The sequence below is a fragment of the Pseudomonas ogarae genome (assembly GCF_014268695.2).
Taxonomy (GTDB): Bacteria; Pseudomonadota; Gammaproteobacteria; order Pseudomonadales; family Pseudomonadaceae; genus Aquipseudomonas; species Aquipseudomonas kilonensis.
The window spans coordinates 5,586,016-5,610,690 of record NZ_CP077086.1 but is presented as its reverse complement, the minus strand read 5'-3'; the positions used below and the strand labels follow the sequence as shown (position 1 = coordinate 5,610,690).

Below are 24,675 nucleotides of genomic sequence, written 5' to 3'. Positions count from 1 at the left end.
TTGTCCCGGATTTACTGGGCTGATCCTGGACTCGCTTCATACCCCATCCGCCAACTCACGGCCCGGGTCGCCGCCAACAGCCGTTGCGCCGCCGGGCCGTTTTCGTCGGCGTGGAACAGCGAGGTCGGACCAACGATCGTCATCACGGCCTTCACCTCGCCGACGGCATTGAATACCGGAGCGGACAAGGCATCCACCCCCGGCATCAGCAGGCCATGCACATGGTGCAGGCCGCGACTGCGGATCTGCTCGCACAGGGCGGCATAGACGCGGTCGTCGGCGAGGGCGTGGCGCTCGGTGCCTTGTACTTCCTGCTCGCGCAAGCCGATGGTCTCGCGCTCCGGCAGATAAGCGCTGAACACCAGCCCGGTGGACGAGCTGAGCAGTGGCAATACCGAGCCCAGTTGCGTTACCACGGTCACGGCCCGCACGGCGGGTTCGATGCGCACCACGGTCGCACCATGGTTGCCCCACACCGCCAGGAAGCAGGTTTCGTTCAAGTCGTCGCGCAGTTCGGCCAGGGGCAGGGCGGCCACTTGCAGCACGTCCATGCCGTTGAGCGCAGCCAGGCCTACGCGCAGGGCCTCGCGGCCCAGGCCATAGTGGTTGGTGGCGGCGTTCTGCTCGGCAAACCCGCTGGCGATCAAGGCCTGCAGATACCGATGAACCTTGCTCGCCGGCATTTGCACGTGTTCGGCCAGCCGCGAGAGCGACGTGGAGGGCGACAGTTCGGCCAGGGCCTTGAGGATGTCGGTGCCGACTTCGGCCGAGCGGACTTTCTGTTTACCGTTGCTGAGCGGGGTTTCCATGGAGGCGCAGGGTCCAGAGGCGAATGGGCGTCTTTATAGCTTGACGGTCGCTGTCGAGCAAATTACGTTATGCGTAATCGAATTACGATAAAAATAACCCGGTGCGCCTCAACCACTCCGTTGAGTGACGGGCCGCATTCCAGGAGGCTCCATGAACCTCGATTCCCCAGCGTCGGACCTGGCTTACCAATCAGGCTTGGGCAACGAATTTGCCAGCGAGGCATTGCCTGGCGCACTGCCCGTCGGCCAGAACTCGCCACAGAAAGCCCCGTACGGTCTCTATGCCGAGTTGTTCTCTGGCACGGCGTTCACCATGGCCCGCAGTGAAGCGCGGCGTACCTGGATGTATCGCATCCGGCCGTCGGCCAATCATCCGGCCTTCACCAAGCTCGAACGGCAACTGGCGGGCGGGCCGTTGGGCGACGTCACGCCCAATCGCCTGCGTTGGAGCCCGCTGGAGATCCCCGCCGAGCCCACCGATTTCATCGACGGGCTGGTGTGCATGGCGGCCAATGCCGGTGCGGACAAACCGGCCGGCATCAGCCTTTATCAGTACCGGGCCAACCGCTCCATGGAGCGAGTATTTTTCAATGCCGACGGTGAGTTGCTGATCGTGCCGCAACTGGGACGGCTGCGGATCGCCACCGAGTTGGGCGTGCTGGAATTGGCACCGCTGGAAATCGTCGTGCTGCCCCGGGGCCTGAAATTCCGCATTGAACTGCTCGACCCGCAGGCCCGGGGTTACCTCGCCGAAAACCATGGCGCGCCGCTACGCTTGCCGGACCTGGGGCCAATCGGCAGCAATGGCCTGGCGAACCCGCGGGACTTCCTGACGCCGGTCGCCCATTACGAAAACCTCGCGCAACCGACCCCGCTGGTGCAGAAATTCCTCGGTGAGTTGTGGGGTTGCGAGCTGGATCATTCGCCCCTCGACGTGGTGGCCTGGCACGGCAACAACGTGCCGTATAAATATGATCTGCGCCGCTTCAACACCATTGGCACGGTCAGCTTCGATCACCCGGACCCGTCGATTTTCACCGTGTTGACCTCGCCCACCAGCGTCCACGGCCTGGCCAACCTCGATTTCGTGATCTTCCCGCCACGCTGGATGGTGGCGGAAAAAACCTTCCGTCCACCGTGGTTCCACCGCAACCTGATGAACGAATTCATGGGCCTGATCCAGGGCGCCTACGATGCCAAGGCCGAAGGTTTCCTGCCGGGCGGTGCGTCCTTGCACAGCTGCATGAGTGCCCATGGCCCGGACGGCGAGACCTGTACCAAGGCGATCAACGCTGAACTGCAGCCAGTGAAAATCGACAACACCATGGCGTTCATGTTCGAGACCAGCCAAGTGCTGCGTCCAAGCCGTTTCGCCCTGGACTGCCCGCAATTGCAAACCGACTACGATGCATGTTGGGCCTCGCTGCCTGTCACGTTCGACCCGACCCGGAGATAACCCATGACTCAACTTTCCCCTGCCCGTAGCTGGGTCGCCTGTGCCAACGGCCATGCGGACTTCCCGTTGCAGAACCTGCCATTGGGTATCTTCAGTGTCGATGGCGGTGCCCTGCGCAACGGCGTGGCGATTGGCGAGCGGATTTTCGATCTGCAGGCGGCGCTGCACGCGGGCTTGTTTGACGGCGCGGCGCGCCAAGCTGTCGAGGCCATGGCCGACGGCCAGTTGAATGGGTTTTTCGACCTGGGCCGAGGCGCCCGGGTTGCCCTGCGTGAACGACTGCTGGAACTGCTGCGCGAGGACAGTCCCCTGAGGGGCAAGGTCGAAGCCCAGGGCGCGAAATTGCTGCTCCTCGCAGCCGACTGCCAAATGCACTTGCCGGCCAGGATCAACGACTACACCGACTTCTACGTCGGTATCGAGCACGCGCAGAATGTCGGCAAGCTGTTCCGCCCCGACAATCCGTTGCTGCCCAACTACAAATACGTCCCCATCGGTTACCACGGTCGCGCCTCGACCATTCGCCCGTCCGGCACCGACGTGCGCCGTCCCAAGGGCCAGACCCTGCCAGCGGGCCAGACCGAGCCGACCTTCGGCCCGTGTGCGCGACTGGACTATGAGCTGGAGCTGGGCATCTGGATCGGCAAGGGCAATGCCCTGGGCGAACCGATCCCCATCGGCGATGCCGCCGAGCACATCGGCGGGTTCTGCCTGCTCAACGACTGGTCGGCCCGGGATATCCAGGCGTGGGAATACCAGCCCTTGGGACCATTTCTGTCGAAGAGTTTCCTGACCAGTATTTCGCCATGGGTGGTGACGGCTGAGGCCCTGGAGCCGTTCCGTCGCCCGCAACCGGCACGCCCGGAAGGCGATCCGCAACCGCTGCCGTATCTGCTGGACAAGCGTGACCAGGCCGGCGGTGCCTTCGACATCGAACTGGAAGTCCTGTTGCTGACCGAGGCCATGGGCGAGCAAAACCTGCCGGCCCAGCGTCTGACCCTGAGCAACACCCAGTACATGTACTGGACCGTGGCTCAAATGGTTGCGCACCACAGCGTCAACGGTTGCCAGTTGCAGGCCGGCGACCTGTTTGGCTCGGGCACCTTGTCGGGCCCTGAAAACCATCAATTCGGCAGCCTGCTGGAAATCACCGAAGGCGGAAAAAAACCGATCGAACTGGCGTCTGGCGAAGTGCGCCGATTCCTCGAGGACGGTGACGAAATTATCTTGCGAGCCCGCTGCCGCCGCGAGGGTTTCGCGTCCATCGGCTTCGGCGAGTGCCGGGGCAAGATCCTGCCGGCGCGTTGAGGGGCAGCGCATGGAACTCTATACCTACTACCGCTCCACCTCGTCCTACCGGGTACGCATTGCGTTGGCGCTCAAGGGTCTGGATTACCAAGCCTTGCCCGTCAACCTGATCGCTGCGCCTGGGGGCGAGCATCGCCAGCCGGCCTACCTGGCGATCAACCCCCAGGGCCGGGTGCCGGCGTTGCGTACCGATGAGGGCGTGCTGCTGGTGCAATCGCCCGCCATCATCGAGTACCTGGAGGAACGTTATCCACATGTGCCGCTGCTCAGCGCCGACCTGGCGGTGCGCGCCCATGAGCGTGGCGTCGCCGCGCTGATCGGTTGCGATATACACCCCCTGCACAACGTCAGCGTGCTCAACAAACTGCGGCAGTGGGGCCACGATGAAACGCAGGTGACGGAGTGGATCGGGCAGTGGATCAGCCAGGGATTGGCGGCGGTGGAGCAGTTGATTGGCGACGACGGCTATTGCTTCGGTGCAGTGCCGGGGCTGGCGGATGTGTACCTGATCCCGCAGTTGTACGCCGCCGAGCGGTTCAATGTTTCGTTGCTGGCGTATCCGCGGATCCGTCGCGTCGCGGCCTTGGCGACCGGGCATGTGGCGTTCCAACAGGCGCACCCGGCGAAGCAGCCGGATACCCCGGCCTGACATTGATGTAGGCCGTTGCACCGCTATCGCGAGCAAGCTCGCTCCCACATTGGACTGTGACAAGCACAAAACCTGAGTTCAATGCGATCAACTGTGGGAGCGAGCTTGCTCGCGATAGCGATTTAACCACCTGCAACCGCTCAATGCACAACCGAATTCGGCGGCAAATGCCCCAGCCGCTCCGTCAGCCGGATCCGCTGGATCGGATCGTCGCTGAGCATCAGGGCATGCTCCAGGTCGAAGCGTTCGGCGTTGGGGCAATCGAGTCGCTGATACAGGCTGGCGCGGGCCAGGTAGTCGGCGGCGCTGGCGTTGCCCAGTTCCAGCACTCGTTCGGCGTCGATCAGGGCCGCGATGTAATCGTCGTTCGCCAGATGCAATTGACGCAGGTTGCGCGACAGGCGTTGCAGCATCTGCATCGGCTCGGCGTTGACCAGGTGTTCAGCCTTGAGCGGCATGTTCGCGCCGTATTGGCGCTGTAGCAGTTCCCGGCAGTCATTGGGGTACAACCGGCGGCCACCGCACGGATCGAGCAGGTGATCGGCACCGGGTACCTTCAACAGGAAATGCCCGGGGAAATTGACACCGACCATCGGAATTTCCAGGCCTCGGGCCAGTTCCAGGGCAATCAGGCCGAGGGCCAGGGGTTGCCCGCGTTTGCGTGCCAGGACTTTGTCCAGCAACGCCGCTCGTGGTCGCAGAGGCGTGAAGTCGTCCTGGGCGAAGCCCAAGTCATTGAGTCGTCGCAGCAAGGGTTGGCCCAGTTCGCTGACAGGCAGCATCGGCAGGTCATGGCTGACCCGCTGTTGCAGCTCCTTGAAATCCTTCAGCAAGGCCGGTACGTCGACCTCGCGATCATGTTCGGCAGCGATCCACAGCGCCGCTTCGAACAGCGCCGGTGGCGAGCGGTGCAGACAATCAAAAAAGGCTTGGCGCGGTTTCATCAAACTCTCCGGGCTATGTTCCCGTTTTAGCCCTGCCATGGATTTTCGTCCAGTCTCGGAAAGAGGCTGTAACAGGTTATGCCGAAAAAGACTGACCACCCTGGATACTTATTCCGGCGTGCTCCAGCAAATTTCGACCGCACGCCTATACTGGCGAAACAAACAAAAGTGATTCGGGAGCCTTTCGATGTTTGCTCTCATGCAAAGCTCCCGCCTTGAATCGCTGCACCTAAGCGTAGACCCGGCAACCGGGTTGAAGGCGGTGATTGCCATTCATTGCAGTCGTCCGGGGCCCGCCCTGGGGGGCTGTCGTTACCTTGCCTACCCCGACGACGAAAGTGCCGTGGTCGATGCCGTGCGCCTGGCCCAGGGCATGAGCTACAAGGCGGCGCTGGCCGGCTTGCCCGTGGGCGGCGGGGTGGCGGTGATCATGCGTCCGGCCCATGTCGAGAGTCGGGCGGCGCTGTTCGAAGCCTTCGGCCGTTGTATCGAGCAATTGGACGGACGCTACATCACGGCCATCGACAGCGGCACGTCGGTGGCCGACATGGATTGCATCGCCCAGCAGACTCGTCATGTCACCAGTACCACGGCCTCGGGAGACCCCGCGCCCCATGCGGCAATGGGGGTTTTTGCCGGTATCCGTGCCACCGCCATGGCCCGTCTGGGCAGCGATAACCTCGAAAGCCTGCGGGTAGCGATCCAAGGCCTGGGCAATGTCGGTTATGCCCTGGCCGAACAACTGCACGCGGCGGGTGCCGAACTGCTGGTCAGTGACATCGACCCCGGCAAGGTGCAATTGGCGATGGAGCAACTGGGCGCCCATCCGATCGCCAACGACGCGTTGCTCAGCACGCCCTGCGACATCCTTGCCCCCTGCGGGCTGGGTGGGGTGCTCAACAGCCAAAGCGTGGCGCAACTGCGCTGCTCGGCCGTTGCCGGCTCGGCCCATAATCAGTTGAGCAACCTGCAAGTGGCCGACCAGTTGGAAAGACGTGGAATTCTCTATGCGCCGGATTACGTGATCAACTCCGGCGGGCTGATCTACGTCGCGCTGAAGCATCGCGGCGAAGAACTGTCGACGATCACTGCGCATTTGTCGAAGATCGGTGCCCGGCTCACGGAAGTCTTTGCCCATGCCCAGGCGGAGAAGCGCTCACCGGCCCGGGTGGCCGATGAGCTGGCGGAGCGTTTGTTGTACCGCTGAAAATCAAAAGGAAGTAATGGGTAGCAGTGAAGCAGCCTATCTGTGGGAGCAAGGCTTGCCCGCGATGCAGGCGCCGCGACTGTTCAGGCTAACCGAGTCATCGTTCATCGCGAGCAAGCTTTGCTCCCACAGATGCAATTACCTCAACAGATACACCGGAAAGCACTCGCACAGATGCATCACTCGGCGTCGGGTGTTTTCCAGACGCGCCGCGTTGTCCGGCTGTTCCAGCAGGTCGGCGATCAAGTTCGCCACTTCGGCACATTCCGCTTCGCCAAAGCCGCGCGTGGTCAGTGCCGGCGTGCCGATGCGAATGCCGCTGGTGATGGCTGGTTTCTGCGGATCGTTGGGGATCGCGTTTTTGTTCAGGGTGATGTGGGCACTTTCCAGCAGCGCCTCGGCGTCTTTGCCGGTGATGTTCATCGAGCGCAGATCGAGCAGGAACATGTGGCAGTCGGTACCGCCGGACACCACCCGCAAGCCGCGTCGGGTCAGGACGTCGGCCATGACGCGGGCGTTGTCGATCACCCGCTGCTGGTAATGCTTGAACCCGTCGCCCAAGGCTTCGTTGAATGCCACGGCCTTGGCGGCGATGACGTGCATCAGCGGGCCGCCCTGGTACACCGGGAAAATCGTCTTGTCGAGCAGGGCGGCATATTGCGCCTTGGCCAGGATCAGACCGCCGCGCGGGCCGCGCAAGGTCTTGTGGGTGGTAGAGGTGATGAAGTCGGCGATGCCAACCGGCGACGGGTACACGCCGGCAGCGATCAACCCGGCGTAGTGCGCCATGTCCACCATCAGGTAGGCGCCGATTTCATCGCAGATCTTGCGAAAGCGCTGGAAGTCGATGGTCCGCGAATAGGCCGAGGCCCCGGCGATGATCATCTTCGGCCGGTGTTCCCTGGCCAGGGCTTCCATTTCTTCGTAGTCGAGGGTTTCGGTTTCCGTGTCCAGGCCATAGGAAAATGCCCGGTAGATCTTGCCGGAAAAATTCACCGAGGCGCCGTGGGTCAGGTGGCCGCCATGGGCCAGGGACATGCCCAGGATGGTGTCGCCGGGTTCAAGTACCGCCAGGAAAACCGCCTGGTTGGCCTGGGAGCCGGAGTGCGGCTGCACGTTGACGTATTCGCAGTTGAACAACTTGCGAGCGCGTTCGATGGCCAGGTTCTCGATTTCATCGACGACCTTGCAGCCGCCGTAGTAACGCTTGCCCGGATAGCCTTCGGCGTATTTGTTGGTGAGCACGGAACCCTGGGCCTGGAGCACTTCCTCGCTGACATAGTTTTCCGAAGCGATCAGCTCCAGGTGGGTTTCCTGGCGGTTGCGCTCGCGGTCGATCAGGCGGGCAATGGCGGGGTCGAAATTTTGCAGGCTCATGGTGTGATTCCTTAGGTAAGCGCTTCGGCCAGCGGCGCAGTCACATGATGTGGCAACACCCGCGGCTGGTTTTTGGTCGAGTCGGATAGAAAAATGGAGGTGTCTTTCAAACCGCTGCCGGTGATAAGGATCACGGCGGTTTGCGGTGTGTCGGGGTGGGTTTCGGCGTACTTGAGCAGACCGGCGAAGGCACTGGCAGCGCCGGCTTCTGGAAACACGCCGGTGCTGGCGGCCAATCTCGAGGCGGCGGCGACAATGCTCGGGTCGCTGACACAGATGAACTCACCGTCGCTGGCGGTGACCGCACGCATGGCCTTGAGGCGATCACGCGGCAGCGCCACATTGATGCTGCTGGCCAGGCTGGTGGGGGGGCGGCGTTCGGTTTTCTGCATCGAGCGGTCGTTGCACCAGGCGCGGTACATGAAGTTGCTGTGCTCGGCCTGCACGCCGATCAGGCGTGGGATGCGTTCGATCCAGCCCAACTGCAGCAAGTCGAAAAAGCCTTTGTAGACCGAGCCCAGGATGCAGCCGTTGCCAACGGGCACGAACACCAGGTCCGGCACTTGCCAGTTGAGTTGTTCGCACATCTCGAAGGCGACGGTTTTCTTGCCTTCGCTCATGTAGGAGTTGATCCCGGTGGTGCGGTTGTACCAGCCGTGCTCTTCGCAGGCCTTGAGGCATTGTTCGAAGGCTTCGTCATATTGCCCGTCGACCAGCACGATCTCGGCGCCGTAGCCCTGCATCTGCGCGAGCTTTTCGCGAGGCGCGCTCCTGGGCAGGTAAATGACGTTGTGCAAGCCCAGGCTGGCGCTCATCCCAGCCAATGCCGAAGCGGCATTGCCGGTGCTGGCCACCGCCACGGTGCGTGCGCCGGATTGCATGGCGTGGGCCACCGCCAGGGCGCTGGCGCGATCCTTCAACGACCCGGTCGGTTGCCGCGATTCGTCTTTTACGAAGACTTTGATCCGGGCACCTTTGCCGAGCAATTCCGGGCGCGAGTACAGCGGCGTGTTGCCCACCAGTAACGGTGGAATGAACCGCGTCGAGCTCAACGGCATCAAGCGGTCATAGCGCCACATGCCACGGGCGTGGTCATGGGCCAGGCTGTCCCGGGACCATTCGCGCTTGAGTGTCGGGTAATCATAAAGCGCGTCCAGTGCACCATCGACTTTGCAATGAGGGCAGTAGTAGCTGACCTCATGGGGCTGGTAGCTTCGATCGCAAACCAGGCACTGCAATACATACTCTCTGTACGAATTTTTCATGGTCACCCTCTGAAAGTACGCTGTGCTGGTGCTTTCCTTGCCAACGTCGGTCCAGCTCACCGGACCGACGGGCACTCCGCTGACAGAAGGTGTTTCAGATCACCATGATTGCGTCAATGGCAACCAGCGTGTTGCGTGCCAGTGCACTGGCGCCGGCGGTGGTGCGGGCCGGGTAGGGCTTGGTGAAGTACTCTTCCATGACGCGATTGAGGGTCGGGAACTCACTCAAGTCAGTGATGAACGCTGTGACCTTGACCACGTTCGCCAGGGTGCCACCTGCCGCTTCGGCCATTTGCACCAGGTTGTCGAGGGTCTGGCGCAGTTGGCCTTCGAAATCCTTGGCCAGCACTTCGTTGTTCAGCGCCGAGACCGGGGTCTGCGCCGACAGGTAGATGGTCTGCCCGTGGCTGACCTTGATGCCCTGGGAATAGGTGCCCAGCGGCAGTGGCGCCTTGTCGGTGAAAATGACGTTCTCTTCGCCCAGGAAAGGTTTGGCGGCGGGCTGGATTTGAGCGGTGGTTTGCATAGTGACGTTCCTTGTTAAGTGGATGGGGGTTAGTGCAAATCGGCAACCTGCTTGACGGCCAGGCTGGAAAATTCCTCGTCGCGGCAACGGGCCGGGGAAAAATGCTGGTAGTTGAGTTGCAGCGCCGCCAGGTCGTCCGGCATGGCGATGCCCAGCGCCGCATGGCTGCACAGGCGTGCAATGGCGGGCGCGGCCTGGATGCCGTAGCCACCGAGGGCGGCGAGCCAGATAAAACTTTCTTGCTGTGGGTCCTGGCCGAGCACCGGCGAGCGATCGGCGACGAAGGTTCGCAGGCCCGCCCATTTGTTGATGATCGAGCGCGGGCGCAGGCGCGTGGTGTTTTGCAGGCGATCCATGGTGATGGCCAGGTCAAGTTCTTCCGGCAGTGCGTCGCAGGGCAACGAAGGGCTTTCATCGCAGGGGGAGACGATCAGCCGCCCGGCTTCAGGCTTGATGAAAATGTCCTCGTCGACCGTGCCCAGGTAGGGCGTGTGGTGCACGTCGCACTGTGGATCGACCGCCAGCACGGTACGCCGCAACGGTCGGACACCGACCTTGGGCACGCCGCAACGCTCGGCCAATTCATCGGCCCAGGCACCGGCGGCGTTGACCACTATGGCTGTTTGCAGTTGCTGGCCGTCCTGGGTGTGCAAGCGCCAGTGCCCGTCGCGATATTCGCCACGCAGCACTTCGGTCTCGCGCTTGATCACACCACCTCGGGCACGCAGCCCACCGAGGTAGGCGCCGTGGATGCCATGCACATCCAGATCGAAGGCGCTGGGCTCGTAGATCCCGGCGCTCCAGGCGCCTTCGGCGAGGTAGGGCACCAGCTCCTGCACTTGCTTGTCGTCGAGCAGCTCGGCCGTGGGCACTTGCCCCAAGACCGCGCTGAAACGCGCTTTGAGTTTGTCCACCCGTGCCGCCTGGGCCACGATCAGCGCGCCGCGGGGCGACCATAGCGGATGCTCGGCCAGGCCCTCGGGCGGGTTCTCGAAAAAGCGCCGGGACGCGCAGGTCAGTGAGCGGATCTGTTGGTTGCCGTAGCTTTCCATCGAGATCGCGGCTGAACGCCCCGTGGTGTGGTAGGCCAGTTGCTGTTCCTGTTCGAGCAGGCAGACACTGCCATGGGCTGCCAATTCATAAGCGGCTGAGACGCCGGCGATGCCGCCGCCGACCACAATGAAGTCGTAACGAGCGGTCATGGTCGGCTGCCCTCGGCGATAACGGCGGCTTTGCGTTCGCGGGTGTAGGTCAGCACGAAGTGCGCCACGAGGCCGAAGATCAAGCCCCAGAACGCGGCGGCCAGGCCGAGGTAACTCATGCCCGAAGCCGTCACCAGGAAAGTGATCAGGGCAGCTTCGCGTTGTTTCTCGTCAGCCATGGCACCGGTCAGCCCGGCACTGATCGCGCCAAACAAGGCGAGGCCGGCGAGGGAGGCGATCAATTCTTTCGGCAGTGCGGAGAACACCGAGGCCAGGGTGGCGCCAAAGGTACCCATCAGAATGTAGAACACCCCGCAGGCGATCCCGGCCATGTAGCGTTTATCGCGGTCTTCGTGGGCTTCGCGGCCAGTGCAGATCGCTGCGGTAATGGCCGCTAGGTTCAAACCGTGGGAACCGAACGGGGCCATCAGGATCGAGCCAATCGCGGTGACCGAAATAATCGAGCGTGCTGGCGTGTTGTAGCCCGAGGTGCGCAACACGGCCATGCCTGGCACGTACTGGCCGGTCAAGGTCACCAGCGCCAGTGGCAGGCCGATGTTGATGATTGCGTGCCAGTTCCATTCAGGGGCGATGAAGACCGGCTGGGCCACGGCGATGGTGATCGAGGTGCTGTTGAGTTCACCGAACGAGGCGGCCACCGCGCAACCGACGATCAGCACCGACAGGATCGCGTAGCGTGGCGAAAAGCGCTTGAAGATCAGGTACGCCGCGATCATCGCCAACACCAGCGCCGGCTGCAGCTTGATCGAGGTGAACAGCTCGGCGCCGAAGCGGAACAGGATGCCAGCGAGCATGGCGGCGGCAATGGCCTTGGGCAGGCGGCTCATCAATTTGTCGAACGCACCGGACAGGCCGACCAGCGCGATGATCACCGACGCCACCACATAGGCACCGATGGCCTGGGGCAGGGTCACGGTAGGCAGCATCGACACCAGCAACGCCGCCCCCGGTGTCGACCACGCGGTGATGACCGGAACACGCAGGCGCCAGCTCAGGAACAGGCCGGTAATCCCGCTGCCAATGGAAATGGCCCAGATCCATGAAGACACCACGTCGTTGGGCAGGTGCGCTTCCTTGGCTGCCTGGAACACGATGATGAGCGGGCCGGCGTAGGAAATGATCACGGCGATGAAGCCCGCGATGATCGCCGACAGGGATAGATCCTTTCTGAATGTGTCCATGATGTCTCGACTTGGCGCGACAGGAGCGCGCAGTGAATGATTGAGTCGATTGCTTCGATTCGAGATCAGTGTATTTGAATGGATTGAGTTGATTCAATAGGGGGCGGGATTGTTACGAGATATTTTTCTGCTCTGACGGGCTATTTTCGCTCCTTCAAAGAATTAACTATTTGATTTAAATGGATATTACTTATTGCAAAAAATTCTCCATGTCGCATCGAGAAACGATTCAATAATCGTATCAATCGATTCAATGGGTTGATTGTGTCGAATTATTAGTTGCCTAACCTCCATGTGATATGCTCGGATATTCATCATTTCTACGATGGGCAGTGATCATTCATGTGGGTTCCCCAGCTAAGCGAGTTCAGCCAGCCGATGTATTTGTCGATTGCCGATGCGTTGGCGCGCGATATCAACAACGGCGTGCTGAACGAGGGCGATCGCCTGCCGACCTTGCGGGAGCTGGCCACCACCTTGAATGTCACGCCGGGCACCATCAGCCGGGCCTATAGCGAGGCTCATCGGCGTCGGTTGGTGCAGGGGGAAGTGGGGCGTGGCACGTACGTGCTCAACCAGAAGCAACTGGAACTGCCGGCCAGCAACAGCGCCTCCGCGCCGCTGAACCTGGGGCAATCCGAACTGCTCGATCTTTCGATCATCAAGCCCTACAGCGAAACCCTGGAGTACTGGCTGCGCGGCGCACTGGTGGGCATGGCAAAAAGCACCGATTTCGCTCGCGCACTGGATTACGCGCCAGATGGCGGGCACCCGGCGCATCGCGAGGCGGGGGCGCAATGGTTGCGTCATTCATTGCCCGACGCGCAATGGCAGCAAGTGGTGATCACCGCAGGGGCCCAGCATGGCTTGATGGTCGCGATGAGCGCCCTGACCAACGCGGGTGACCTGGTGCTCTGCGAAGCGCTTTGCTACCCCGGCATCATTTCCCTGGCCCATGGCCTGGAGCGCCGCCTGCGTGGCGTGCCGATGGATGACGAAGGCATCATTCCCGAAGCCTTGCGCGAACTGTGCCTGCGCGAGAAGCCGGCGATGCTGGTTTGCGTGGCGACCTGCCAGAACCCGACGGCGGCGATCATGTCGCAGAAGCGTCGGGCCCAGATCGCCGCGCTGGCCGAGGAGTTCGACTTCATCATCCTGGACGATGACATCTATGGCTTCCTCGCCACCGATCCGTCGATCAAGCCGCTGTCGGCTTTTGCGCCGGACCGTTCGGTGTACCTGACCAGCCTGTCGAAATCGGTCATGCCTGCGCTTCGCGTCGGTTACATCTACAGCCCGCCGAAACTGCTGTCGCGCCTGACCTCGATGGTGCGCAGCAGTGTCTGGATGCCGTCGCCGTTGACCGCGCAGTTGGCCAGCAATGTGATTACCGAAGGCCTGGACAAGAAACTGATCCGCATCCAGCGCAACGAGGCGGCGGGGCGGCAAGCCATTGCCCGGGAAATCTTTGCCAATTTCGAGCTCAAGACCCAGCCATATTCCTATCACGTCTGGTTGACGCTGCCGGAGCCATGGACCAGCGACGAGTTCACCATGCTCGCCCGGGCCAACGGCGTACTGGTGCTCAGCGGCACCCAGTTCCAGGCTGAGCGTTCAGGTACCACTCGGTGCGTGCGGCTGGTGTTGATGTCCCCCACCAGCCAGGACGAACTGCGGTTCGCCCTGACCAAGCTGGCCAGCCTGATCGATTCAGACCCACGTCGTTATTACTGAAAAAGATCGCAGCCTTCGGCAGCGCCTACGTGGTGTAGGCGCTGCCGAAGGCTGCGATCTTTTTTAGTTATTCGTCCGACGGATTGAGCAGTTCGGATAAGGCGTCCGGTTGGCTCTTGAATGCCTTGGCGAACACATCACGATTCTTCGCCATGTAGATCCCGGCCTCCTCGACCTGTTTCTCGCTCAGCGATGGAACGGCTTTTTGCAACACCTCGGCCAGCAATTCGGCGAGTTCCAGCATTTTGTCATGACGGTCAGCTTCGGCTTTATCCATGAACAAGCGCTCCAGATCTCGGCTGCTGCGGTATACCACTTCGACGGCCATTCACCACCTCACATGCCTTCACATTGGTTGTCTTTGTGACTACTGTATTTATATACAGGCAAAAGGATAAGCGAATCCTGTTGCTTTGGATAGTGGCTTTTTAATGTAGACCGATTTCGGCATGTGAGGGCAAAGCTTGTGGGTGAAAAGTTTGCGGGAGCAAAGCTTGTGTGGGAGCAAAGCTTGCTCGCGATCAGGCCGCATGAAACTCTCCAAAGTGCCGGATGCCAGCCTATCGCCATCTCACCCTCAGTCGCTGGCCTTTTTTCTGCATGCAGAACAACCGTCACGTCCAACCCGCATCATCCGGTCGAGTCGACCTAAGGAAACTACATCGTGAAAATCAACTGGGCCGAGAACCTGCGCCAGAACGTCCATCAACTGGCCGAGTCCCTGGGAAACCTGTTCGTCGAGACCTTCCACTACCTGGCGCTGTTCGCCATCGGTGCGGTGACCGCGTGGGCGGCGGTGATGGAGTTCTTGCAGATGATCGAGGCAGGACACATCAAGATCGATGACATCCTGCTGCTGTTCATCTACCTGGAACTGGGGGCCATGGTCGGGATCTACTTCAAGACCAACCACATGCCGGTACGGTTTCTGATCTATGTGGCGATCACGGCGCTGACGCGGCTGCTGATTTCCAACGTCTCCCACCACAGCCCGCCCGACCTGGGGATCATTTACCTGTGCGGTGGCATCCTGCTGCTGGCGTTTTCGATCCTGGTGGTGCGCTACGCTTCGTCGCAGTTCCCTTCGGTGAAGATCGAGCATCCGCACCGCAAGGTCGGTGCGGGTACCAGCGAGCATGCCGAAGTGGAGAAAGGAGAAATCTAGATCCCGACGGCCGAGGACGCCGGCCCCTGGGCGTGCGGTGGTGGCAGCTTGATGTTGTCACCGCCAGTCATGGCTTCGAGGATGGCCACGGCACTGTGGCCCTGCTCGATGGCGATCCCGAACTGAATACTTTGCACCAGGCGCTTGAGCCGTTCCGGGTCGTTGCGCTGCTGGGCGCTGATCATGCGTTTGGCGACGACGCGCCCGCTCTTGGACAGGGTCAGCATGATGCTGCCATCCAGGCCCTGGATACTCAGGTTGATTTGATAATGCGGCGCAAAAGCGTCGGTAATGATCTGAAAAGGGTTGTCCATGATGCGTCACCGCCTGATTGAACGTGCAGTTGTTGACCGGCCGTGATCGGGATTAGTTCGCAACACCAGACCATCGGCCATTCCATGATCGTGTTCATCTCAAGATTCCTGGGACCAGGCAGGCTTCAAAAATCAAAAGATCGCAGCCTGCGGCAGCTCCTACAGGGAGTTAGCAAGGGGCATGCCGGAAAAAATGTCGGACAATGATTCCGGCGTCCAAGCGCGGAACGCTCTGGAATGCGCCTGCCCGTTTCGGGGCAATGACGTGCGGATGTTCGTTGACGGTGCAGGAAGGGGGGCGATTTGCGTAGGGGTAGCAGGGCGGGGCAACTCCCGACATTAACAGCGCTTTTGCCCGTTGTCTGGCTTTATTTGCGTATGAATATTTATCTTTTTCCAGGGGTTGAATTGTTCTTCCGCCAGCCCGACTCTGTATTCAAGGGGCCGTTGCATCAACGTCGACGGCCCCCGGCGAGCTAGCTGAAATAAGGGATGAACTATGCAAATCCAAGTCAACAGCGATAACCATATTCAAAGCAGCATCCGACTGGAGGAGTGGGTACGTACTACCATCGAAAGCACGCTCGAACGTTATGAAGAGGACCTGACACGGGTCGAGGTTCATTTGCGGGACGAGAACGGCGACAAGCCCGGTCCCCATGATCTGCGTTGCCAGCTTGAAGCACGGCCGAAGGGCCATCAGCCGATTTCCGTGACGCACAAGGCCGAATCGCTGGAACTGGCGATCGAAGGCGCGGCGAGCAAACTTGAAAATGCCCTGGAGCATTTGTTTGGCAAACTGCGCGTCAAGCGCGCCGCCGTCAACGGTCCGACCGAGTCGATTGCCCTGGCTGATGCCATGCTGGAAGAAGAATTCCTGGAGAACGAACGGGCCGCACTCAACGGCTAAGCGCGATCACTTAAACTTACTCACCGAACAGACGGGCCTGCAATCGCAGGCCCGTCTTGTTTAGCGATCCTGAATCAGAAGGCCACGGATGTCTGCACATACAACGTGCGCGGCTCACCGACATATTTGCCCCGGTTGTTGTCATCGAACGAACGGGTGAAGTACTGGGTATTGAAGATGTTCTTCACGCCCACAGCCACGTTCAGGTCCGACAGTTTCGGGCCGAAATCATACGCGGCGCGGCTGCTGAACAGCATATAGCCTGGGATATTGCCGGTACTGCCGTCGGCGCTTTCGGCGCGGGTGTTAGCGTTGTCGGCAAACTGCGCGCTCTGATAGGTGCTGTCCAGGTTCAGCTTCCATGGCCCGTCCGTGTAACCCACGCCCAGTGTGCCTTTGTGCTTCGATGAGAATGGCACTCGGTTGCCTTTGTTCGGTCCATCTTCACGAATGGTGGCATCGACGAAGGCATAGGTGGCATACACGTCAAAACCGGCCAGCGCCGGGCTCAGGTCGTCGAGGGCGTAATTGATGCTGGTTTCGATGCCCTGGTGGCGGGTCTCGCCTCGGGCGATCACCGAGTCGTTGGTCTGGTTGCTTTCGTACTGGTTGTCGAAGTTGATCAGAAACGCGCCGATCTCCGCCCGCAGGTTGCCATTGTCATAGCGGGTACCCAGTTCCCAGGTGCGGGCCTTTTCCGGCTTCACTTCGCCGCTGCTGACACGGTTGGGCATCTGGCTGTACTGCACACTGCCGAACGAACCTTCGGTATTGGCATACAGATTCCACTCGTCGGTCAGGTGATACAGCACGTTCAGTGCTGGCAGGGCAGTGTTGTAGTCGCCCTTGTACTTCACGTTCGTCAAATTGTTTGTCTGCTGCGATTCGATCATTTCGTAGCGAACACCCGGCGTGATGGTCCATTTGCCGATGTCGATCCGGTCATCGATGAAAAATGCGTTGGCCTCAGTGCCGCCACGCGTATCACGATCGTTGCGGCTGGAGGTTGTCGGCAATTCGTTGCTGGCGATCGGCGTGCGGTAACGCAGTTCGTGGCCGGCCTCGTTGATGTAGCGATAGCCGACGCCAACCTCATGGCTGGTCGGACCAAGGTCGAAGCCCTGGGCGAAACGGGTTTCCAGGCCGCGGACCCAATATTCGCGCGGCGACAGGGACAGGAAGGTGCCCTGGTCCAGGTAGCCGCTGCGCAAGGTCTTGGTGAAGAAGGTGCTGGCGGTGAATTCTCGACGGTCCTGTTGGTAGCGGTAGCCGAAATTGACCAGGGTGCGACGCCCCCAGAAGCGGTCGTTCGGACGCGTGGATTGATACGGGTTGGCGTCGTAGTCGGCCACATTCAGACCGCCGGGCATGTCGGCTTCACCTTCGTAGTACTGGGCCATGGCGTTGAAACTGTTGGCCTCGTCCAACTGGTAATTGCCCTTGAGGATCAGGTCGTCAATTTGCGTGTCGCTGTGTTCGCGCCAGTCGCCGCCGCGGGTGCCGGAGTACAACAGGGCGCCGCCAAGGCCGTTGTCGGCGGTGCCGCCGGCCAGCAGGTTGGAGGACGTCTTGAAGCCGTCATGGCTGGAGGACGGGCTGGTCTCGGTCTGGAAACCGCCCTTTACCGTCGGCGCATCGGGAATCGCCCGCGTCACGAAGTTGACCACGCCGCCGACGTTCTGCGGACCGTAGCGCACCGCGCCGCCGCCGCGCACGACATCCACCGCGTCCATGTTGCCCATGCTGACCGGCGCGAACGATAGCTGCGGTTGGCCGTACGGTGCGAAAGGCACCGGGATGCCGTCCATCAGCACCGTGGAGCGTGAGGCCAGGCGTGGATTGAGCCCGCGGATACCAAAGTTCAGCGCCATGTCATGGCTGCCAGTGCCGTTGTTTTCCGGTGCGTTGACGCCGGGAATGCGATTGAGCACATCTCGCGCCTGGGTTGCGCCCTGGCGTTCGAACATCTCACGACGGATGACGTCACGGGCTCCGGGGTGTTCGAATACGTTGGCTTGCGCGGCATCGCCGAGCCAGTCACCGACCACGGTGGTGGTGCCGATGTCCAGCGCGGTGCTGGCGGCCGGTTGCAGGCTGAAGGCGTTGTCTCCCTCGGGCCGGGCTTGCAGGCCTGTGCCTTCGAGCAGCGCGCTCAGCCCTTGCTCCGGGCTGTAGTTGCCTTCCAGACCGCGACTTTGCAGGCCTGCGGTCGTCTGCGAGCCGAAGGAAATCAACACCCCGGCCTCGCGTCCGAACTGATTGAGGGCATTCTCCAGTGACGACGGCGCGATGTGATAGGCCTTGGCATCTGCCGCCTGTGCGGGAGGCAGTGCGACGAAACTCAAGCTGGCCCCAAGGAGCAATTGACGCGCGGTACGGGCGAGCGGGGTGAGACGGGTGGGTTGCTGCGACATGGATGAGAATCCCGAGAAGGTTGTATCGAAGTGCTTTCCTTCTCTGTCACCCGAGGTGTGGAAAACGGCTCACTGGCGCGTCACTTTTTTCAGGTGTGCGGCCAAGGTTCAAGTGCGAGCCTCGACCGAGACCCAATAGCGGGTAAAGCGGCGCACTGTTACTGGCAGGCTGACTTCCAGCAGATCGAGGATTCGTTCGCTGTTGTCCAACGGATAAGTGCCAGAGATCAGAAGGTTGGCAACCGCTTCGTCGCAGCGCAATTGGCCGCGTCGGTAGCGACCGAGTTCGTCGAGAAAGTCCGCCAGGCGCATGTGCGCGGCTATCAGCATGCCTTCCGTCCAGGCGCCGCTATTGGCATCCAGCGCCGTGGCGGGCCCGGCGCCGTTGATGCCAACGCTCAATTGCCGTGATGTCGCCAGCAACAACGCCGGGCCGTGTCGGCCACGAATGTCTACCTCGCCTTCAAGCACCGCCACCTGGGTATGGTGCGGATACTCGCGTACGTTGAACCGGGCGTTGCGGCTTTCCAGCAGACCATGGGCGGTCAGCACTTGCAGGGGCCGAGGGTCCCGGGCAGTCGTCAACAACAATTCCCCCTCCAGCAGGTGGATCAAGCGACGCTGAGCGTCGAAGCGAATGTCTACCGCGCTGCCACTGTTGAGCTGCAACTGGCTGCCGTCATCCAGCGTCAGGCGCCGCCGTTCGCCCACCGGGCTGCGAAAGTCGGCCATCAAGGGTGGCATCAACTGGCGTTCACGCAGGCCCCAGGTCAACGCTGAGCCAGCGCCAAGCACCAGTAACATCTTGAGTGCCCGACGCCGCGCAGCGGACTTTGGTGCATTGAGGGTCGCATGGGCTAACGGAGAGGACACATTGCGCAGCCGCTGATTGACCCGCTGGATATGCTCCCAGGCCCGGCGATGTTCGCTATGAGCATTGAGCCACTGCTCCCAGGCTTGCTGCTGGCGCGTATCGAGAGGGCCTTGCTGCATCTCCAGAAACCAGTGCACGGCTTGTTCGGCGACTTGCGCGCTGACATTCGGCGCGCTGTGCATCGGCGGGTTCACAAGGCGAAGTAGCAGCGCATCGCTGCCTTGTTCAGATGACGCTTGACCGTCGCCAATGAAATACCCAATTCGCGGGCGATCTCGTTGTAGGTCAGGCCGTCGACCTGAGCCAGCAAAAACGCCCGCTTGACCACACGCGGCAGGCCATTGAGCAATTGATCGAGCTCCAGCAGGGTTTGCAGGATGATCGCCCGTTCCTCTTCCGACGGAGCCACTTGCTCGGGCAGTTGGGCAAGTGCATCGAGGTAGGCACGCTCCAGGTCCTGGCGACGGTAGTGGTTGAATAACACGCGCTTGGCGATGGTGGTGAGGAAAGCCCGAGGTTCGAGGATCGGTTGTGGGTCGTGCGCGGTCAGTACCCGTATAAACGTGTCCTGTGCCAGGTCCGCAGCGCTTTCGGGGCAGCCGAGCCTGCGTCGCAACCAGCCGTTGAGCCAGCTGTGATGGGCGTTGTAGAGCACTTCGACGGTGTGTGCAGGCGGCAACGAGGAGCATCCCGACAGCGATGAGCTGTGCTAGAGAACAAGAATTGTTCGCATTGTAGGGGTGCGACGGTGGCTACGGCAATCGGGATGAGTGCCTGGTTGTTTCATTTGACCGGTGCAGGATGATGTCTAGCGCAAGAACGCCTGTCGATACTCCCCGGGACTCGCGCCCAAGGCCTGGCGAAAACGGTTGGTGAAATGACTGGCGCTGGCAAATCCGCAGGCCAGTGCCACGTCGCCCAACGGTTGTGAAGTGCTGCGCAACAAATGTCGCGCCAGGGCAAGCCGTCGTGCCAGCACGTACTGATGCGGTGGCAACCCGAAACTTTCGCGGAACATCCGGGCGAAGTGGTATTCGGACAATGCACACAGCGCCGCCAGTTGCCCAAGGCTGATGGCTTCCGCCAGATGACTTTCTATGTAATCCCTCAGCATTCGCCGCTGATGAGGGGCCAGTCCGCCCTTCAAGCGAAGTCCTTGTCGCGGGCTGACCTGGCTGAGCAGCAGATGCCCGAGCAGGTCATGGGCCAGGCTGGTGCAGAGCAGGCGCTCGGCGGGCTCATTCCAGTTCAGGTTGATCAACTGGCGAAAACGCTGTGCCTGTCGCGGGTCGTCGAGGAACGTCTCCTCGTGCAGTTGCACCTGCCGTGGTTCGCGGTCCAGCAGCGTGACGCACCCCAGGGCGAATTGTTCAGCGCTGAAATACAGGTGGGCAAGGCGAATGTCGCCGTTGATGACCCAGGCCGATTGATGTCCGGCGGGCAGTACGCACAGTTTGCCCGGCGCGCCCGTGGTATCGGGTCGCTCGCGGCGAAACGTACCGGTGCCGCCAGCGATGTAGCATGACAGCGTATGGTGGGTCGGCGCCTCGTAGTCCTGGGCGTCGTGGTGATTGCTCCACAAAGCGGCCGCCAAGCCGTCCCCGAGCTCGGCGCTGTGCTCAAGGCGAGCATTGGGCGAACTGTTGAGGGCTTGAAAGACTTGCAGGGTTTGCAGTGTGGACATGATCGGTTCTCCAACGCTTGCATCCTACTCCGTCGGCCGATCCATGCCAGCCTGTCTGCCGACAAAACCGCAAGTTTACGCAAGCGCCGGTCCAATGGCGGCGTGACACTGGGGGCCATTGCCAGGAGTCGCCGTCATGAACCTCTCGTTGTACCTGCTTACCGTGCTCATCTGGGGCACCACCTGGATTGCTCTGAAATTGCAATTGGGTGTGGTCGCCATCCCGGTTTCGATCGTTTATCGCTTTGGCCTCGCGGCGTTGATCCTGTTCGCGATGCTCCTGCTCAGCCGGCGCTTGCAGGCGATGAACCGGCGCGGCCATTTGATTTGCGTTGCCCAGGGCCTGTGCCTGTTCTGCATCAACTTCATGTGCTTCCTGACCGCCAGCCAATGGATTCCCAGTGGGTTGGTCGCCGTGGTGTTTTCCACCGCCACGCTCTGGAACGCTCTCAATGCCCGTGTATTTTTCGGTCAGCGGATCGCGCGCAACGTGCTTTTGGGTGGCGCCCTGGGGCTTTCGGGGCTGGCGCTGCTGTTCTGGCCGGAACTGGCCGGCCACAGCGCCAGCCCGCAAACCTTGCTTGGCTTGGCGCTGGCGTTGCTGGGCACCTTGTGTTTCTCGGCGGGCAACATGCTCTCGAGCCTGCAACAGAAAGCCGGCCTCAAGCCGTTGACCACCAACGCCTGGGGCATGGCCTATGGCGCGGCGATGTTGGCGGTGTGGTGTGCGTTTAAAGGCATCCCGTTCGACATGGAATGGAACACGCGCTACATCGGCTCGCTGTTGTACCTGGTGATTCCAGGCTCGGTGATCGGCTTTACCGCCTACCTGACGCTGGTGGGGCGCATGGGGCCAGAGCGGGCGGCGTATTGCACGGTCCTGTTCCCGGTGGTGGCGTTGAACGTCTCGGCGTTTGCCGAGGGCTACCAGTGGACGGCACCGGCATTGGTGGGGTTGGTGCTGGTGATGCTGGGGAACGTGCTGGTGTTTCGCAAGCCCCGACCAGTGGTCGCGAAAGTCGCGCTGACATAACGTCTAGTGATAATTCCGTGGCGAGGGAGCTTGCTCCCGCTGGGTTGCGAAGCAACCCCAAGGTGTATCTGTCACCGCGCTGCTTCAGATATTCCGAAAGGGGCTGCTGCGCAGCCCAGCGGGAGCAAGCTCCCTCGCCACGGTGTGTTCTATTTCCAGACTTGCGGGTTGACCAGGTTCTTCGGTCGCTCGCCCAGCAAAGCGCTGCGCAAGTTATCCACGGCAAGATTGGCCATGGCCTCACGGGTTTCGTGGGTGGCCGAGCCGATATGGGGCAGGGTAACGGCGTTTTTCAGCTGGAACAGCGGCGATTCGGCCAACGGCTCTTTCTCGTAGACATCCAGCCCGGCGCCGCGGATGCGATTGTTCTGCAGGGCTTCGATCAGCGCCGGCTCATCCACCACCGGGCCACGGGAAATGTTGACCAGGATGGCACTCGATTTCATCAGGCCCAGTTCACGCTGACCGATCAGATGGCGGGTTTTCTCGCTCAGCGGCACCACGAGGCAGACGAAGTCGGCTTCGGCCAGCAGTTGATCCAACGAGCGAAATTGTGCGCCCAATTGGTTTTCCAGATCGGTCTTGCGGCTGTTGCCGCTATAGAGGATCGGCATGTTGAACCCCAGCCGGCCACGCCGGGCAATGGCCGCACCGATGTTACCCATGCCGACGATACCCAGGGTCTTGCCATGTACATCACTGCCGAACAATTGCGGGCCAACCGTCGCCTGCCATTGCCCGGCCTTGGTCCAGGCGTCCAGTTCGGCCACGCGCCGGGCGCTGCTCATCAGTAGGGCGAAGGCCAGGTCGGCGGTGCTTTCGGTGAGCACGTCGGGGGTGTTGGTGAGCATGATCCCGCGCTCATTGAAGTAGGCCAGGTCATAGTTGTCGTAGCCCACCGACACACTGGACACCACTTGCAGGTTCGTCGCGCCTTGCAGCTGCTCGCGCCCCAGCTTGCGACCGACCCCGATCAGCCCGTGGGCGTGGGGTAGGGCTTCGTTGAACTGTGCGTTGATATCGCCCTTGGACGGGCTCGGCACGATCACGTCGAAATCCTGTTGCAGGCGCTCGACCAACTGGGGCGTGATACGGCTGAAGGCAAGTACGGTTTTTTTCATCGTGCAAGGCTCGTCGGGGAGAAGATACCAAGCACGCTAACATTCCTGGCGAGGGTTAGGCGAGAGAGAGTTTGATTGGGATATCGCAAACGCCACCTGTGGGAGCGGGCTTGCTCGCGAAGGCGTCGGGTCAGCTTGCATTGATTTTGAATGCCAGACCGCTTTCGCGAGCAAGCCCGCTCCCACATTTGATTTGTGGTGGGCTCAGATTTTGTAAACACTAAAAATTCTTATGCCGCCCGCAGTGAAATAAAGGCGTAATTGACCGGCGCTTCAGTGACCACCCGCGCGCCGCTGGCCGATACCTGGCTGGCTATATCATCGCCAGACAGATGGAACTGCCACTCACTGATGTGTTGTTGCGCAGGTTGCAGGCGCGCCTGATCGAGGGCGGCCACGAATGCGCTCATGTCCGGCAGATACGCGGTGAAGCCGTCGCCCTTGAGCGCGGTGGTGCGGATGCCCAGGGCGGCGCAGATGCGGTCCTTGATGGCGATTTCTTCACGGTCGGCCTGGCGTGAACGCTCGATCAACCGGACCAGCTCCTGGTCGACCAGTTCACCGCCGAGTATCAGTTGTGGTCCGGTTTCCCACGACTCAGGCGGGCATTCCTTGACGGCGATATTGAGGGGGATGTGCGGGTTGATTTCCATCGGATAGATGCGGCACACCAAGGGGCGGCGCTCATAGATGCGGCACAGGTTTTCTTCGTCAAGATTGCGACAACGGCCGACGTTGTAGGCGGCAAAGGTGATCGCCACCAGGGCCTCGGTGCTGCCGCTGTGGACCACCGCCGAGCGGCGCTCGGCATGCTCGCGTTGCCCTGCCGGCAGGCCGAGGCCGTTGGGCAGGAAGGCTTCCACCAGGACAATCACCTGGCCGCCGTCGCCAGCCCACATCCGGGCCTCGTCGAGGGTCAGGGGTACATGGTGATCGGTGCAGCATTTGCCGCACCCTACACAGGAAAACGTTGTGTTCATTGAGCGCCCGGTCGCAGAAAGCTGGGGACGGCGACAGAAAAACGCCGTGATGGACCGTGCGAAGCAAGTTATGCGCCACTCACCGGTCGGTAGCGGCAGGGCGGATCGAGTCCCACTCGGTCACGTAGGCGGTTTTGGTTTTTTTGCGGTAGAGGCACAACTCGGTGCCGATCGCCCTTTTCATGTGTTTCTGCGGATATTGGCCTTGCAGCAACAGCGCGGTGTAGCCGACCCGGTCGTCGAATTGAGCGGCGCTACCCACCGGCTCGGCACTCTTCAAACCGCTGGCCTGGATGCAACTGGCCAGCACGGCTTTGTCGTGGGTGGCCCAGGCGTCCGGGCTGGAGGCATGAGCCTGGGAGGCCAGGACAGTGAGGCCAAGGAGAATCAATAGACGGTTTTTCATCAGGGCGCCTTGTTCCGGGAAGCCAGGACAAGAGTATGCCTGAGGTTGTCGGACGGTGATCGCTCCCGCGTTGGAACGCAGAAGCGAGCAACCGA

24 protein-coding genes are annotated in these 24,675 nt (G+C 61.3%); 8 read left to right on the top strand and 16 right to left on the bottom strand.

What is annotated here, in order from left to right:
- Window positions 1-11 precede the first annotated feature (11 nt).
- Window positions 12-809: an IclR family transcriptional regulator gene (locus tag HU749_RS24720; RefSeq protein ID WP_079302605.1), complete on the bottom strand. Its 798-nt coding sequence runs from the start codon at window positions 807-809 to the stop codon at window positions 12-14.
- Between the two features lie 151 nt (window positions 810-960).
- Between HU749_RS24720 and hmgA the strand changes: the two genes are divergently transcribed.
- The 3 genes from hmgA to maiA are packed head-to-tail and all read left to right on the top strand — an operon-like array spanning window position 961 to window position 4,222.
- Window positions 961-2,265 carry a homogentisate 1,2-dioxygenase gene (gene hmgA / locus HU749_RS24715; protein WP_186651849.1) on the top strand — a complete coding sequence of 435 codons (1,305 nt, stop codon included), beginning with the start codon at window positions 961-963 and terminating at the stop codon, window positions 2,263-2,265.
- A gap of 3 nt (window positions 2,266-2,268) precedes the next feature.
- Complete coding sequence (fahA, locus tag HU749_RS24710; RefSeq protein WP_186651846.1) at window positions 2,269-3,573, top strand: fumarylacetoacetase; 1,305 nt, start codon at window positions 2,269-2,271, stop codon at window positions 3,571-3,573.
- A 10-nt stretch (window positions 3,574-3,583) separates the two neighbouring features.
- Window positions 3,584-4,222 (top strand): maleylacetoacetate isomerase, encoded by a 639-nt coding sequence (gene maiA / locus HU749_RS24705; RefSeq protein WP_186651845.1) that lies wholly within the window; start codon window positions 3,584-3,586, stop codon window positions 4,220-4,222.
- A 140-nt stretch (window positions 4,223-4,362) separates the two neighbouring features.
- Here maiA and HU749_RS24700 read toward each other — a convergent pair whose 3' ends face one another.
- Window positions 4,363-5,166 carry a SirB1 family protein gene (locus tag HU749_RS24700; protein ID WP_079302602.1) on the bottom strand — a complete coding sequence of 268 codons (804 nt, stop codon included), beginning with the start codon at window positions 5,164-5,166 and terminating at the stop codon, window positions 4,363-4,365.
- A gap of 187 nt (window positions 5,167-5,353) precedes the next feature.
- On the opposite strand from HU749_RS24700, the gene HU749_RS24695 reads away from it, so the two are divergent.
- Window positions 5,354-6,373 (top strand): Glu/Leu/Phe/Val dehydrogenase family protein, encoded by a 1,020-nt coding sequence (locus HU749_RS24695; protein WP_018604214.1) that lies wholly within the window; start codon window positions 5,354-5,356, stop codon window positions 6,371-6,373.
- A 138-nt stretch (window positions 6,374-6,511) separates the two neighbouring features.
- Here HU749_RS24695 and glyA read toward each other — a convergent pair whose 3' ends face one another.
- The 5 genes from glyA to HU749_RS24670 form a co-directional block, all read right to left on the bottom strand.
- Complete coding sequence (glyA, locus tag HU749_RS24690) at window positions 6,512-7,750, bottom strand: serine hydroxymethyltransferase (protein WP_079302601.1); 1,239 nt, start codon at window positions 7,748-7,750, stop codon at window positions 6,512-6,514.
- An 11-nt stretch (window positions 7,751-7,761) separates the two neighbouring features.
- Window positions 7,762-9,015, bottom strand: a complete 1,254-nt coding sequence (thrC, locus tag HU749_RS24685) for a threonine synthase (protein WP_186651843.1) — start codon at window positions 9,013-9,015, stop codon at window positions 7,762-7,764.
- 94 nt (window positions 9,016-9,109) lie between these two features.
- Window positions 9,110-9,541, bottom strand: coding sequence for a Rid family detoxifying hydrolase (locus HU749_RS24680; protein ID WP_003205417.1), 432 nt, complete (start codon window positions 9,539-9,541; stop codon window positions 9,110-9,112).
- 29 nt (window positions 9,542-9,570) lie between these two features.
- Complete coding sequence (locus HU749_RS24675) at window positions 9,571-10,743, bottom strand: NAD(P)/FAD-dependent oxidoreductase (protein ID WP_095962309.1); 1,173 nt, start codon at window positions 10,741-10,743, stop codon at window positions 9,571-9,573.
- Window positions 10,740-11,945, bottom strand: coding sequence for a benzoate/H(+) symporter BenE family transporter (locus HU749_RS24670; RefSeq protein ID WP_079302599.1), 1,206 nt, complete (start codon window positions 11,943-11,945; stop codon window positions 10,740-10,742). Before HU749_RS24670 ends, HU749_RS24675 begins: the two co-directional genes overlap by 4 nt.
- Window positions 11,946-12,287: 342 nt before the next feature.
- On the opposite strand from HU749_RS24670, the gene HU749_RS24665 reads away from it, so the two are divergent.
- Complete coding sequence (locus HU749_RS24665; RefSeq protein WP_003205412.1) at window positions 12,288-13,679, top strand: aminotransferase-like domain-containing protein; 1,392 nt, start codon at window positions 12,288-12,290, stop codon at window positions 13,677-13,679.
- Between the two features lie 67 nt (window positions 13,680-13,746).
- Here HU749_RS24665 and HU749_RS24660 read toward each other — a convergent pair whose 3' ends face one another.
- Window positions 13,747-14,007 (bottom strand): YebG family protein, encoded by a 261-nt coding sequence (locus HU749_RS24660; protein ID WP_014340121.1) that lies wholly within the window; start codon window positions 14,005-14,007, stop codon window positions 13,747-13,749.
- A gap of 336 nt (window positions 14,008-14,343) precedes the next feature.
- Between HU749_RS24660 and HU749_RS24655 the strand changes: the two genes are divergently transcribed.
- Window positions 14,344-14,844: a phosphate-starvation-inducible protein PsiE gene (locus HU749_RS24655; RefSeq protein ID WP_014340120.1), complete on the top strand. Its 501-nt coding sequence runs from the start codon at window positions 14,344-14,346 to the stop codon at window positions 14,842-14,844.
- Here the strand turns inward: HU749_RS24655 and HU749_RS24650 are convergent.
- Window positions 14,841-15,158, bottom strand: a complete 318-nt coding sequence (locus tag HU749_RS24650; protein ID WP_014340119.1) for a DUF3509 domain-containing protein — start codon at window positions 15,156-15,158, stop codon at window positions 14,841-14,843. The two genes, HU749_RS24655 and HU749_RS24650, sit on opposite strands and share 4 nt — an antisense overlap.
- Before the next feature lie 499 nt (window positions 15,159-15,657).
- On the opposite strand from HU749_RS24650, the gene HU749_RS24645 reads away from it, so the two are divergent.
- Window positions 15,658-16,068: an HPF/RaiA family ribosome-associated protein gene (locus HU749_RS24645; RefSeq protein ID WP_014340118.1), complete on the top strand. Its 411-nt coding sequence runs from the start codon at window positions 15,658-15,660 to the stop codon at window positions 16,066-16,068.
- A 74-nt stretch (window positions 16,069-16,142) separates the two neighbouring features.
- Here HU749_RS24645 and fecA read toward each other — a convergent pair whose 3' ends face one another.
- The 4 genes from fecA to HU749_RS24625 all read right to left on the bottom strand — a co-directional run bounded on the left by fecA (window position 16,143) and on the right by HU749_RS24625 (window position 21,040).
- Window positions 16,143-18,482: a TonB-dependent Fe(3+) dicitrate receptor FecA gene (gene fecA / locus HU749_RS24640; protein WP_095962310.1), complete on the bottom strand. Its 2,340-nt coding sequence runs from the start codon at window positions 18,480-18,482 to the stop codon at window positions 16,143-16,145.
- Between the two features lie 108 nt (window positions 18,483-18,590).
- Entirely contained in the window at window positions 18,591-19,538 is a 948-nt protein-coding gene (locus HU749_RS24635; RefSeq protein ID WP_095962311.1) for a FecR domain-containing protein, read from the bottom strand.
- A gap of 8 nt (window positions 19,539-19,546) precedes the next feature.
- Window positions 19,547-20,035 carry a sigma-70 family RNA polymerase sigma factor gene (locus tag HU749_RS24630; protein WP_046063580.1) on the bottom strand — a complete coding sequence of 163 codons (489 nt, stop codon included), beginning with the start codon at window positions 20,033-20,035 and terminating at the stop codon, window positions 19,547-19,549.
- Between the two features lie 129 nt (window positions 20,036-20,164).
- Window positions 20,165-21,040 (bottom strand): AraC family transcriptional regulator, encoded by an 876-nt coding sequence (locus tag HU749_RS24625; protein ID WP_079302597.1) that lies wholly within the window; start codon window positions 21,038-21,040, stop codon window positions 20,165-20,167.
- Between the two features lie 136 nt (window positions 21,041-21,176).
- On the opposite strand from HU749_RS24625, the gene HU749_RS24620 reads away from it, so the two are divergent.
- Complete coding sequence (locus tag HU749_RS24620; RefSeq protein ID WP_079302596.1) at window positions 21,177-22,073, top strand: DMT family transporter; 897 nt, start codon at window positions 21,177-21,179, stop codon at window positions 22,071-22,073.
- 149 nt (window positions 22,074-22,222) lie between these two features.
- Here HU749_RS24620 and HU749_RS24615 read toward each other — a convergent pair whose 3' ends face one another.
- The 3 genes from HU749_RS24615 to HU749_RS24605 form a co-directional block, all read right to left on the bottom strand.
- A complete protein-coding gene (locus tag HU749_RS24615) occupies window positions 22,223-23,194 on the bottom strand; it encodes a 2-hydroxyacid dehydrogenase (RefSeq protein WP_095962312.1) in 972 nt (323 codons plus the stop codon).
- Between the two features lie 230 nt (window positions 23,195-23,424).
- Entirely contained in the window at window positions 23,425-24,174 is a 750-nt protein-coding gene (locus tag HU749_RS24610; protein WP_046063584.1) for a YkgJ family cysteine cluster protein, read from the bottom strand.
- A gap of 79 nt (window positions 24,175-24,253) precedes the next feature.
- Window positions 24,254-24,580 carry a hypothetical protein gene (locus HU749_RS24605; protein WP_095962314.1) on the bottom strand — a complete coding sequence of 109 codons (327 nt, stop codon included), beginning with the start codon at window positions 24,578-24,580 and terminating at the stop codon, window positions 24,254-24,256.
- Between the last annotated feature and the right edge of the window lie 95 nt (window positions 24,581-24,675).